The organism is Allopontixanthobacter confluentis, from assembly GCF_009827615.1.
GTDB lineage: Bacteria > Pseudomonadota > Alphaproteobacteria > Sphingomonadales > Sphingomonadaceae > Allopontixanthobacter > Allopontixanthobacter confluentis.
The window spans coordinates 284,040-294,749 of record NZ_WTYU01000001.1; the positions used below are offsets into that span (position 1 = coordinate 284,040).

At 60.1% G+C, this 10,710-nt stretch carries 13 protein-coding genes; 7 read left to right on the forward strand and 6 right to left on the reverse strand.

Annotated elements, in window-relative coordinates; translation table 11 throughout:
- The first annotated feature begins 43 nt into the window (after positions 1–43).
- From GRI44_RS01300 to GRI44_RS01315, 4 genes are read left to right on the forward strand one after another with little or no spacing between them, the layout of a single operon-like run.
- A complete protein-coding gene (locus GRI44_RS01300) occupies positions 44–1,156 on the forward strand; it encodes an MlaE family ABC transporter permease (RefSeq protein WP_160599533.1) in 1,113 nt (370 codons plus the stop codon).
- Positions 1,153–2,037, forward strand: coding sequence for an ABC transporter ATP-binding protein (locus GRI44_RS01305; protein WP_160599535.1), 885 nt, complete (start codon positions 1,153–1,155; stop codon positions 2,035–2,037). The genes GRI44_RS01300 and GRI44_RS01305 overlap by 4 nt, the downstream gene beginning before the upstream one ends.
- A 9-nt stretch (positions 2,038–2,046) precedes the next feature.
- Positions 2,047–2,994 (forward strand): MlaD family protein, encoded by a 948-nt coding sequence (locus tag GRI44_RS01310; protein WP_160599537.1) that lies wholly within the window; start codon positions 2,047–2,049, stop codon positions 2,992–2,994.
- A 55-nt stretch (positions 2,995–3,049) separates the two neighbouring features.
- Positions 3,050–3,643 carry an ABC-type transport auxiliary lipoprotein family protein gene (locus GRI44_RS01315; protein ID WP_232842942.1) on the forward strand — a complete coding sequence of 198 codons (594 nt, stop codon included), beginning with the start codon at positions 3,050–3,052 and terminating at the stop codon, positions 3,641–3,643.
- Between the two features lie 35 nt (positions 3,644–3,678).
- Here the strand turns inward: GRI44_RS01315 and GRI44_RS01320 are convergent, their stop codons facing one another.
- Genes GRI44_RS01320 through crcB form a run of 6 tightly spaced genes read right to left on the reverse strand, consistent with a single transcriptional unit; the run spans position 3,679 to position 7,675 of the window.
- The gene (locus GRI44_RS01320) at positions 3,679–4,374 is read right to left on the reverse strand and encodes an ATP12 family chaperone protein (protein ID WP_160599539.1); all 696 of its coding nucleotides are present in this window, start codon (positions 4,372–4,374) and stop codon (positions 3,679–3,681) included.
- Entirely contained in the window at positions 4,371–4,580 is a 210-nt protein-coding gene (locus GRI44_RS01325; RefSeq protein WP_160599541.1) for a hypothetical protein, read from the reverse strand. The genes GRI44_RS01320 and GRI44_RS01325 overlap by 4 nt, the downstream gene beginning before the upstream one ends.
- The gene (locus GRI44_RS01330) at positions 4,577–5,230 is read right to left on the reverse strand and encodes an HAD-IA family hydrolase (protein WP_160599543.1); all 654 of its coding nucleotides are present in this window, start codon (positions 5,228–5,230) and stop codon (positions 4,577–4,579) included. Before GRI44_RS01330 ends, GRI44_RS01325 begins: the two co-directional genes overlap by 4 nt.
- A gap of 10 nt (positions 5,231–5,240) precedes the next feature.
- Positions 5,241–5,873, reverse strand: coding sequence for an FMN-binding negative transcriptional regulator (locus tag GRI44_RS01335; RefSeq protein WP_160599545.1), 633 nt, complete (start codon positions 5,871–5,873; stop codon positions 5,241–5,243).
- Positions 5,874–7,268, reverse strand: coding sequence for an RluA family pseudouridine synthase (locus tag GRI44_RS01340; RefSeq protein WP_160599547.1), 1,395 nt, complete (start codon positions 7,266–7,268; stop codon positions 5,874–5,876).
- Complete coding sequence (gene crcB / locus GRI44_RS01345; protein WP_160599549.1) at positions 7,265–7,675, reverse strand: fluoride efflux transporter CrcB; 411 nt, start codon at positions 7,673–7,675, stop codon at positions 7,265–7,267. The genes GRI44_RS01340 and crcB overlap by 4 nt, the downstream gene beginning before the upstream one ends.
- Before the next feature lie 271 nt (positions 7,676–7,946).
- Here crcB and rpsU point away from each other — a divergent pair, with 271 nt between their 5' ends.
- The 3 genes from rpsU to GRI44_RS01360 all read left to right on the forward strand — a co-directional run bounded on the left by rpsU (position 7,947) and on the right by GRI44_RS01360 (position 10,709).
- Positions 7,947–8,153 carry a 30S ribosomal protein S21 gene (gene rpsU / locus GRI44_RS01350; protein ID WP_006834591.1) on the forward strand — a complete coding sequence of 69 codons (207 nt, stop codon included), beginning with the start codon at positions 7,947–7,949 and terminating at the stop codon, positions 8,151–8,153.
- Between the two features lie 212 nt (positions 8,154–8,365).
- Positions 8,366–8,911: an FKBP-type peptidyl-prolyl cis-trans isomerase gene (locus GRI44_RS01355; RefSeq protein WP_160599551.1), complete on the forward strand. Its 546-nt coding sequence runs from the start codon at positions 8,366–8,368 to the stop codon at positions 8,909–8,911.
- Positions 8,912–8,975: 64 nt separating this feature from the next.
- A complete protein-coding gene (locus tag GRI44_RS01360; protein ID WP_160599553.1) occupies positions 8,976–10,709 on the forward strand; it encodes a DUF4153 domain-containing protein in 1,734 nt (577 codons plus the stop codon).
- Position 10,710 lies beyond the last annotated feature (1 nt).

Consider the following 10,710-nt stretch of genomic DNA (forward strand, 5'->3'; position numbering starts at 1 on the left):
TGTATCTTGTGGTAACCGGATTTTGCCACCATAGCGGTCACTTATGGATTCAGGCGCGCAATTCAGCATCGATGATGACGGTAAAGGGGGGCGCAGGCTGGTCCTGTCCGGTCCCTATCTGGTGTCCACCGTGGGCGAGGTGGACCGCGAACTGCGCGCTGTTGATGGCGAATTCTCAGGCGTCGATCTGTCTGGCATTACCGAAATCGACACGGTTGGCGCATGGACAGCGTGCCATCTGGCCAGCCAGCACAATGCCGAAATCGAAGGCGCCAGTGACCGTGCAGAACGGCTGATCAAGGCGATTGACGCAGGCGAGGATGAAAAGCCCATCCGTGCCCCGCGCGAAGTGATTTTCCGGCGTGTGCCGGGCGCAATTGGCCAGATGGTTGTAGAATTCGGGCAGGGTGTCGCCAGCCTGCTGGCATTTATCGGCCAGATCATCATGGGTTTTGCCAGCCTGATCCGCCATCCCCGCCGTTTCCGCGTCAAGGCGCTGGTGCGGCAGCTGGAACTGGTCGGCGTTTCTGCATTGGGCATTATTGGCCTGATGAGTTTTCTGATCGGCATTGTGGTCGCGCAGCAGGGCGCAGTGCAGCTCCAGCAATTCGGCGCGGAAATATACACCATCAACCTGACCGGCCGGCTGACCATGCGCGAATTGGGCGTGTTGATGACCGCGATCATGGTGGCGGGCCGGTCCGGTTCCGCCTTTGCCGCGCAGCTTGGCACCATGAAACTGACCGAAGAAGTGGACGCCATGCGCACTATCGGCATTTCGCCGATGGAAGCGCTGATCATTCCGCGCATTCTGGCAGCAGTGATCATGATGCCGCTGCTTGGCTTCTATTCTGCCTGCATGGGCATTCTGGGCGGTGCTTTCATTGCTGATGCCACGCTCGACATTCCCTTTTTCACCTTCCTGTCCCGCATCCAGGAAGTGGTGCCGATGTATGACCTTTATGTCGGTCTGGTGAAAGCGCCGGTATTCGGCATGATTGTCGCGATTGCCGGCTGCTATCAGGGCATGCAGGTGGAAGGAAATTCCGAACAGGTGGGCCTGCGCACGACCAAGGCTGTGGTCCAGGCCATTTTCATGGTCATTGTCCTTGATGCCTTTTTCGCGGTGTTCTTCACAAAGATCGGCTGGGCATGAGCGAGTTTTCAGAAGACGAGCAGCGTCAGGCCAGCCTTTCCAAACATGAACGGTTTCGCGGCGAATACCCGATTGTGGTGGAAGGGCTGGTCAACCGGTTCGGCAAGCAGACCGTGCATGACAATCTCTCGCTCAAGGTAAAGCGCGGCGAGATTCTGGGCGTGGTGGGCGGTTCGGGCACGGGTAAATCGGTGCTCATGCGCTCCATCATCGGGCTGCAACGGCCCAATGAAGGCAATATCGAGGTTTTTGGCCGTTCCATCACCGAAGCAGAACCGGATGAGGAAATTGGCGTGCGCGAAAGGTGGGGCGTGCTGTTTCAGGGCGGGGCGCTGTTCTCGACCCTGACCGTGGGGGAAAATGTCGAAGTTCCGCTGAAGCAATTTTACCCTGAACTCAGTGCCACGCTGCGCCATGAAATTGCCCGTTACAAAACGATCATGTCCGGCTTGCCCGAAGAAGCGGTCAACAAGTTTCCATCCGAACTTTCGGGCGGCATGAAAAAGCGTGCCGGCCTCGCCCGCTCGCTCGCGCTTGATCCGGAATTGCTGTTTCTGGATGAGCCGACGGCCGGGCTGGACCCGATTGGCGCCGACAAATTCGACAAGCTGACACGCGAATTGCAGCAGACCCTGGGGCTGACTGTGTTCCTCATCACGCACGACCTTGATACGCTTTATGCCATTTGCGACCGGGTGGCCGTGCTGGCCGACAAGCAGGTGATTGCGGTGGGCACGATCCCGGAATTGCTGGCGACGGACCACCCCTGGATTCAGGAATATTTCAACGGCCCGCGTGGCCGTGCGGCACAAAGCACCCAACAACGCGACAATAAAAAGGCGTCCGGTGCAATGGACAAGCCAACGGTTACAGGGGCATAGGGACAAGCGATGGAAACACGCGCAAATCACGTCTGGGTCGGGGCAGTCACATTGCTGCTTTTGGCAGCCCTGGCCCTGTTCATTGTCTGGCTCGGCCGGTTCAATTCTGACGATCAGAACGAATATGACATTCTGTTCCAGCAGTCCGTTGCCGGGCTGGCCAAGGGGTCAGAAGTGTCCTTCGCCGGTGTTCCGGTGGGCCAGGTCGCAGAAATCGTGCTGTGGGAAGCTGATCCTGAATTCGTCCGCGTCCGCGTGCGGGTGAAGGATAATGTGCCTATTCTGGTGGGCACCACCGCAACCATCCAGGGCTCCTTCACCGGTGTCTCGACCATTTTGCTGGATGGTGCGCGCCGCGGTGCGCCGCCGATTACGTGCGAATCCACCGCATGCCCCGAAGGTGTGCCGGTCATCCCGCCCAAGGCAGGCGGGCTGGGCGAATTGCTGGCCAATGCGCCATTGCTGCTGGAACGGCTGGCCACGCTGACAGAGCGGCTGACAACGGTTCTTTCGGATGACAATCAGAACGAGATTGCCGGCATTCTGCGCAATACCAACCAGATGACGCAGCAATTTGCCAATGCCGCGCCGCAGGTGGAGCGCACCCTTGCAGAACTGCAGGTAACGCTACGCGAATCATCTGAAGCGCTGGACGCTTTTGAAAAGGTCATGGGGTCCACCGACCAGTTGCTGAACAAGGAAGGCGCATCCCTGGCGGTTGAATTGCGCAAGACGCTGGCTTCGGCCAATCAGGCCGCGCAGTCACTCTCCAGCACGCTGGAAGATGCACGCCCTGCCGCCCGCCAGTTGACGGACAGCACATTGCCCGCCGCAGAAGCCACGCTGCGCGATCTGCAGGCGACCAGCAAGGCGCTTCGCAATGTGACGGAACGCATCGAAAACGAAGGCGCGACATCAATTCTGGGCGGCCAGAAACTGCCTGATTACGAAAAATGACCGGGGCGACGTGGCACAGGCTGCCGCCTCAGGCACACCACAGGAGACGCACATCATGCGCCAGATGAAACACATGGGCGCGGTTGCCGCGCTCGCATTTTCAGCGGTTTTGGCAGGCTGCGTCAGCTTCGGTGCAGAACCGCCGCCGAGCCTGCTGACCCTGACACCAACCGCAATCGCGCCCGCAGGCGCGGGCGCATCGGGCACATTGGCAGGGGCAATTTCCATCGCGGAACCTGATGCGCCAGCCAAAATCGCCGTGGCGCGGGTGCCGGTGCAGGTGGATGATGCCAATATCGCCTATCTGAAAGAAGCAGTATGGGTGGAAAAGCCCAGCCGGCTGTTCCGCCGCCTGCTGGGTGAAACCATCCGCCAGCGGTCCACCCGGCTGGTGGTCGATGATGATGAAGCGGCAGTGGTGTCGGGCGATATGCTGCGCGGAACCCTGCGCGAATTCGGCTATGATGCGCGCAGCCAGTCGGTCATCGTCCGCTTTGACGCAATTCGCACATCAGGCGACGGACAGGTCCGCACGCGGCGGTTTGAAAGCATCGTTCCCGGCATTGTCGCAGAAGCAGGGCCGGTTGGATTTGCCCTGAACCAGGCGGCCAATGATGTTGCCGGGCAGGTCGCTGACTGGGTCGGCTAAACACCTTTCCCAGCCTCCCGGTATGGCTGCCCGGCTCAGCCGCGCAGCAAAGTCAGAAACTGCGCGGCATTGCGGAAATCTGCGGTGCGCTTGGCACGGCGGTCCTCGGCCTCATAATCGCGGCCCCACAAGTCTGCCTGCCACAATTCTTCCAGATTTGCCGCGTCCCATAAGGCGGCTGTATCTGCGCCATCTTCCAGCATGGTAAACCCGATGCAGACCGATGCAGACAATGAGGTGGCGGCCTGAATTCCCGCCAGGGTGAAATTGTCCAACGCGCGCAATCGGCCGCGCAGCGCTTCGATTGTCTCTGTTGGCTGGGCGCGGTGCATGATCCCGCTGATGCGGTGCAGGGTGATGCCTTCACGGGCTTCGAATGCAGCCAGCAGCGGTTCCCACACGTCTTGTTGGCGTTGATATAAGGCTTCGTCAGGATCGGCGCGGTAACACAGCGTGTCCGTTTCGGCGAAAGCCAGCAGCTTGTCGATAGTTTCGCCCTGCTGCGGCCCGGCAATGTCAATCGCGTAATCCGCCAGATCACGGTAGCGGAACAGGCGTGGGTCAATATCTTCGCCCTGACTGGACCATTCCGCAGCGAGCGCATCTGCCAATGCGCGTGACGCGGCAATCTGTTCGCGGCCAGCCGCGGTCTTGATTGCGCGGCCATCCAGCAAGACGCGATAACCGCCCTCTGTCTCAGCGACTGTTACTGCTGTGTAAAACCGTTTCATTCAGGCGGGCTCCGCCATTTGCGCGCCAGCACCAGCGGCGCGACGAATACATCCACAATGCCAACCGCGATCAGCACATAGCCCACTGCCATGGGCCATTCGATGGCCTGCTGGTTCACCAGTAATCCCAATATCACCATCGCGACGCCGGCCACCCGGGTGAAACTGATGACCAGATAGCGGTTACGGGCCAGATCGTCCTTCATGACAATAGTTCTCCCAGATGCTGCGCGGATGTCGCCACTGCCGAAGCGCCGGCGCCGTTGAGTTCCGCAGTGGTATGATAGCCCCAATCCACCCCGATGGCCCGCACATTGGCAGCCTGCGCCATATCCATGTCGAAGGTCGTATCGCCAATCATCACGGTATTTTCCGGCTGGGCCAGCGCATCGCCAAGGGCAGCCTGCAACATCGCCGGGTGGGGTTTGGAAGGGTGCCTGTCGGCAGTTTGCAGGGAAATGAAGCGGTCTTTGATGCCATGGCTGTCAAGACAGCTGATCAGGCCGCGATCGGATTTGCCGGTGGCCACTGCCAGCAGCCAGCCAGTTGATTGCAGCAGATCAATCAGTTGAGCAATACCTTCAAACAGTGGTTCTTCCAGCCTGCCTTCCATGCGGCTGGTGCGATAGGCCTGCTTATAGGCATCAACCGCGGCCACCTGCAGGGCATGTTCGGCATCGGGCGCCAGCAGCCTGATCGCCTGGGGCAGGCTCAGGCCGACAATCCGGCGCACGTCGTGATGGTCGGGCGCGGGCAGGCCGGTTTGCGCAAAAGCGATGTCCATCGCTTCGCAAATGCTTGCCTGCCCATCCACCAGAGTGCCATCGCAATCAAAAACTGCCAGCCTGACTGTCATCAAAATCCCGTCATTTCAGTAATGTCCGCATTAACTGCGCAATTCCCGCAGAGCCATTTTCTTCCAGCCCCTTGGCGATATTGCTGCGTTCTTCGGCAGATTTGTTCTGCGACAGTTTGACCGTGTCACGCCGCGCTCTGATGTCCATTTCAAAGCCGACAATGCCTTTCATCAGGCCATGCAGGCGCGCCGGTGAAAGCCTGTCCATCGTCCACGGCTTTCCGCCCTGGATGCGGGCTTCATGGCGGGCAGTCAATGTCTCCAGCATGGCCGAAAGCCCTTCTGCGTCCATCCTGCGGACCGGCCCTTCCAGTTCCAGCGCCACGTAATTCCACGTTGGTGGTTCGTCTGGCGCATCATACCATCGTGAAGAAACATAGGCGTCCGGCCCGTTCACCACCAGCAGCGCAGTGGTGCCTGCCAGATGTTTGGTCAGCGCATTGCGGGCTGAAAGATGGAACTGCACAGTGCCATCGCCAATGGGTTGATCGCCAGTGGATAGGTCGCCTCTGTAAATCAGCGGCGTGTGGCCAACGCGCGGCCCATCGGGCGTCTGCGCGAAGACCATGCCAAACCCGACTTCCTCGATCAGCGTTTCGTGCAGCTGATGGTCAGTGTGGCGGAATGCGGCAGCCGGATGCATCTAGCGCCCTTTGTTGGTGGGACCAGACTTTCGCGGGCCGCCACGCGTGGGCGTGCCTCTGGCTGGGGCGCTGCGCGCTGCGCCGCGCTTGCCGGGTGCAGACTTTGCCGTGTCCGACTTGCGGGGTGCTGGCTTGCCCCCCACTGGTTTGGCACCCGCTGTTTTGCCAGATGCTGGCTTTGGCGAACCCTTGCCCTTGGTCGGACCGCTTTTGCCGGTCTTGGGGCGCCCTTTGGCAACGCCGTCCTTTTCATTGCGGCCACCAGCCAGGCGTTCGCGCCGTTCGCCGCGCCGTTCCTTGCGGATCTGCTTGGAATGCTGGCGCGCAGATTGCTTTTTCTGCTCGCGCGACATGGGCGTTGGTTCATCATCAGGCAGCGCTTCGCTCAGGCTGATGTCGAACCCCAGCTGTTCCATGCTGGCAGCAAAATGCAGCGGCAATTCCGCCGTAACATCCAGCGGCGCGCCATCGGGATGGTCGATTACCAGCCGTCGTGCATGCAGATGCAGCTTCCGGCTGATGCTGCCGGTCAGGAATGCGTCCTGCCCGCCATATTTGCCATCGCCCACAATCGGGTGGCCAATGGCCGCCATATGCACGCGCAATTGATGGGTTCGGCCTGTCAGTGGCTGCAATTCGACCCAGCAGGCGCTGTTGCCCGCCCGTTCGATCACGCGATACCGGGTCCGTGCCGTCTGGCCGTTTTCTTCATCGACATGCATTTTCTCGCCGCCGGTGCCGGGCTGTTTGGACAGGGGGGCGTCAATTTGTCCCTCGAACACATCAGGCACGCCAACAATCAGCGCCCAATAGACTTTTTTGGCAGACCGGCCCGCAAACCGTTTCGAGAAAAATGCGGCACTGCCCGGTGTGCGGGCCACCAGCAGGACGCCGCTGGTATCCTTGTCCAGACGGTGAACCAGCCGGGGACGAGGGCCGCGGCCTGGACCGTCGGGGCCGACATAGGCATCCAGCAAGGCGTCGACATGCTGTTTCATGCCCGTGCCGCCCTGGGTGGCAAGGCCCGGCAGCTTGTTCAGCACAATGGCCGCCCGATCCTGCGTGATGACCATCGAATCGGCCAGTTCGATTTCTTCTTCGGTCAGCTGGCGGCGTTCGTTCGGGCCGCGATCGGGCTGGTCACCGCCCGGCGGCACGCGGATGATCTGCCCGGTGGCAATGCGGTCATCCACCTTGGCCCGTTTGCCATCGATACGGATCTGCCCGGTGCGCGCCCAGCGCGACACGGTGGCAAAGCCGATCTGCGGCAAATGCCGTTTGAACCAGCGGTCCAGCCGCACATCGTCATCATCCTTGCGGACAGTGAACTGGCGAACTTCGCTTGAAGGGCCATCTTGCGGATTGGTGGCTTGCGGATTGGTGGGCTCGCTCATGCTGCGATCCTCATGATGATAAGTCCGATATAAAGGCCGGTCAGGCCTGCCAGAACAGAAACCAGCGCATAGGACAATGCCAGGGCTGGCTGCCCACGCTCGATCAGCAGCATCAGTTCAAGGCTGAATGCGGAAAATGTGGTGAAGCCGCCCAGCAGGCCGACCCCTACCAGCAATCGCCACTGTTCGCCCGAACCATCGCTGTGCCGTGCAAGATAGCCTGCCAGAAGCCCCATGGCGATACTGCCCAGAACATTTACTGCAATGGTGGCCCACGGATAACCGACCATGGTCTGCGCGCCGAACCAGCGCGTCATTCCGCGCCCGGCCTGATACCGCAGCACAGCGCCCGCCGCGCCGCCAATCGCGACATTTACCGTTGCGGCCAAGGGTGAAAGAGAAGTCATGGCGGGTGCCTTAGACGCCCAATTGCCTTTCGTCATCCTGCGACTTCATGTATTGCCAAGGATCAGCGCGATCAGGGCCAATCTCTCCGGCAATATTGCGGCCAATTGGGTAGTGTGTCGTTCTGGCACTTGCCAAAAAGGCTGGGATTGGCTAATTGCGCCCCAGTTCGAGCCGTTCCGAAGGGATTCGGCACAATTTCTATTGATAAGCTGTAGGCGCACCCCCGCGCAGATGCGGGCTCTGTTCCTTTGCTGTGAGGTGTTTGAATTTATGCAGATCATGGTTCGCGATAACAATGTCGACCAGGCCCTACGCGCGCTCAAGAAGAAGCTGCAGCGTGAAGGCGTGTATCGCGAGATGAAGCTGCGCCGCCATTACGAAAAGCCCAGCGAAAAGCGCGCCCGTGAAAAGGCAGCAGCCGTTCGCCGTGCGCGCAAGCTGGAACGCAAGCGTATGGAGCGTGACGGGATCAAGTAAGACCCCGTCTTCCAGGCGGGTCTGCCTGTTTTCAGCTGCGCCGGGTTCGGTGGTTGACGCTGAAATTCGCGCAATTTTAAAGACTCGCTTGAACCAAGCATTGCATTCAGCCATCAGGGCGCGGCTATTTCCGCGCCCTTTTTGCCATGTGCTGCCCTTTTTTGTCCGAAGCTGTCACTCCGGGCGTACCTTTCACGAATCAGGATGATTTGATGACCGAAATTACCCGTGTTCCGCTTCAGCCTATTGCCAAGGGTTCGCTGACCAAGCTGTGGCTTGGCGTCCTTGCTGCCATCCTCATCGGTGTCGGGATTGCGTATTTCGCAGCGCCCAAGGGCGTATCGGTAGAAACATTGCAGGCAGGCACGGGCCCTAACCCTGCGCCCAGCGACGTGGTGCTGGTGAATTACACGGGCAAGCTGGCCAGCGGAAAAGTGTTTGACGAAGGGCAGGGCGCTCCCTTGCCGCTGGAAGGCATGATCCCGGGCTTCAAGGAAGGCGCGCTGCAAATGCAGAAGGGCGGCAAGTACCAGATGACCATTCCTGCGGAAAAAGCCTATGGCGCAGAAGAAAAGGTCAACCCGCAAACCGGTGAAGTGGCCATTCCGGCCAATAGCGATCTGGTGTTCGAAGTCGAAATGATCGATTTCATGTCGCTGGAAGATTTCCAGGCGCGCATGGCGCAGATGCAGCAGATGATGCAGATGCAGCAGCAGGGTGCCGAAGGTGCAGAAGGTGCCGCCCTGCCGCAGCCATAAGGGCTGACCGGCAGTGACTTTGCTGCGGTATTGCAGTCAGCACAAATTTCGCTGACAAGGGCGAATGACCCAGCAATCCGCAGCAGCCCCGCCGGTTTTTCCTGCCGCCCCGTCGCACGAGGCAGATAATGACTGGCCGCTGAGGCCATGGCTTTTGGCCGGGCTGCTGGGCCTTGCGGCTCTGCTGATCCACTTTGTTACCCAGGGCCATGAACAATCGCCTGGCTGGATGGCACTGGCGGCATTTCTTTTCTTCGGGTCGATTTTCGCGGCATTTGCGGTTGAACGTCACCGCTGGCTGACCCCTGCACTGGCGGCGCTGGCGGCAGGGCTGGTGATGGCCGGGCTCGCTTGGCGGGCGGTCGACCCCGGTGATTATCTGGCCGATGAAATATTCGCCTTTGCAGCCGGCATTGTCGCCACCACACTGGCGCTTCCCCTGTTTCAGGCGGGGTTTCACCGAACGCGTTTCGATACGCCCTACCGCGAAACCCATTCGCACATCTGGAATGATCTGGTCAGCGGCGTGGGCGCGCTTGCTTTTGTCGCTTTGTCATGGGCGCTGCTCGCCGTTCTGTCGGAACTGTTCCAGCTGCTGAAAATCGACGTGATCAAGAACCTCATGAACCAGGAATGGTTCGGCTGGACTTACACCGGTGTCACCTTTGGTGCGGCACTTGGCACATTGCGCAACCAGCTGAAGATATTGGGCACACTCCAGTCAGTCGTGCTGGTGGTGCTTGCCCTGCTGGCGGTGCCGCTGGCAGCTGCGCTGGTGATGTTCCTGCTTGCCATGATCCTCTCCGGCCCGGCAGTGCTGTGGGAAGCAACGCGCAGCGCCACGCCCGTGCTGCTGGCCTGTGCCCTTGGCGCCTTTGTGCTGACCAATGCCATCATCCGCGATGATGATAGTGCCATGACCGGTTCGCGCATCATGCGACTCGCCGCCTTCGTTCTGGCCATCGGCATATTTCCCCTGACTGTATTTGCGGCCATTTCCATGGGCACACGCGTGGCCCAGCACGGCTTGTCGCCCGAACGCCTGTGGGGTTTGGTCGCGATTGCTTTTGCCTGTGCTTATGGTCTTGCCTATATTGTTGCGCTGGTGCGCGGTGGCCGTGCCGGATGGCATGACCGGCTGCGCCGGGCCAATCTGCATCTGGCGGTTGGCGGCTGCGGGCTGGCCCTGTTGCTGGCGCTGCCCATCTTTGATTTCGGCGCGATTTCCGCACGTAACCAGATTGCCCGGCTGGACGCTGGCAAGACTGATCTTTCGACATTTGATTTTGCCGCCCTGCGGTGGGATTTTGGCGAAGCGGGTCGCACGGCCTTGCGCGAACTGGTCAAAACATCCGACGGGCCGCTGATGGCCAAGGCGCAGGAAGCCCTGGCCCAGAAGCAGCGCCCCTACCGCATGACCGTAGAGGACGACAGGGTGGACGAGCGGCTAGCCAATCTGCGGGTCGATGCCGAAGACCCGGCAGTGCGCCAGCAAGTCCGCGATTATGTGGCCAGTCAGATGTGGCTGTGCAACCGGCCCTGTATCATCGTGGACCTCGGCACGGTTACGGGCAGTACGCGCAAAATGGCGCGGCTGGAAGACCGGCGATCGATGCCTTTCGACCTCGACATGAATGCCACCTATTCGCCGCAAACCACGGTCCAGATAGTGGAAGCAGCGCCTGTGGAGTCAGTTCAGGAAGTCGACATCGGTGCAAAATCGGAAGTCGAAATCCGCCCCTATACTGGCCGCCAGATTTACGTGGATGGCAAACCCCTCGGCGTGCCGTTTGAATAGC

Excerpts from the sequence above, each read along its gene's own strand:
- GRI44_RS01315 (WP_232842942.1), top strand. The coding sequence starts at position 3,050 with ATGCGCCAGATGAAACACATGGGCGCGGTTGCCGCGCTCGCATTTTCA.
- rpsU (WP_006834591.1), top strand. The coding sequence starts at position 7,947 with ATGCAGATCATGGTTCGCGATAACAATGTCGACCAGGCCCTACGCGCG.
- GRI44_RS01310 (WP_160599537.1), top strand. The coding sequence starts at position 2,047 with ATGGAAACACGCGCAAATCACGTCTGGGTCGGGGCAGTCACATTGCTG.
- GRI44_RS01325 (WP_160599541.1), bottom strand. The coding sequence starts at position 4,580 with ATGAAGGACGATCTGGCCCGTAACCGCTATCTGGTCATCAGTTTCACC.
- GRI44_RS01300 (WP_160599533.1), top strand. The coding sequence starts at position 44 with ATGGATTCAGGCGCGCAATTCAGCATCGATGATGACGGTAAAGGGGGG.
- GRI44_RS01305 (WP_160599535.1), top strand. The coding sequence starts at position 1,153 with ATGAGCGAGTTTTCAGAAGACGAGCAGCGTCAGGCCAGCCTTTCCAAA.
- GRI44_RS01360 (WP_160599553.1), top strand. The coding sequence starts at position 8,976 with ATGACCCAGCAATCCGCAGCAGCCCCGCCGGTTTTTCCTGCCGCCCCG.
- GRI44_RS01335 (WP_160599545.1), bottom strand. The coding sequence starts at position 5,873 with ATGCATCCGGCTGCCGCATTCCGCCACACTGACCATCAGCTGCACGAA.
- GRI44_RS01330 (WP_160599543.1), bottom strand. The coding sequence starts at position 5,230 with ATGACAGTCAGGCTGGCAGTTTTTGATTGCGATGGCACTCTGGTGGAT.
- GRI44_RS01320 (WP_160599539.1), bottom strand. The coding sequence starts at position 4,374 with ATGAAACGGTTTTACACAGCAGTAACAGTCGCTGAGACAGAGGGCGGT.
- crcB (WP_160599549.1), bottom strand. The coding sequence starts at position 7,675 with ATGACTTCTCTTTCACCCTTGGCCGCAACGGTAAATGTCGCGATTGGC.
- GRI44_RS01355 (WP_160599551.1), top strand. The coding sequence starts at position 8,366 with ATGACCGAAATTACCCGTGTTCCGCTTCAGCCTATTGCCAAGGGTTCG.
- GRI44_RS01340 (WP_160599547.1), bottom strand. The coding sequence starts at position 7,268 with ATGAGCGAGCCCACCAATCCGCAAGCCACCAATCCGCAAGATGGCCCT.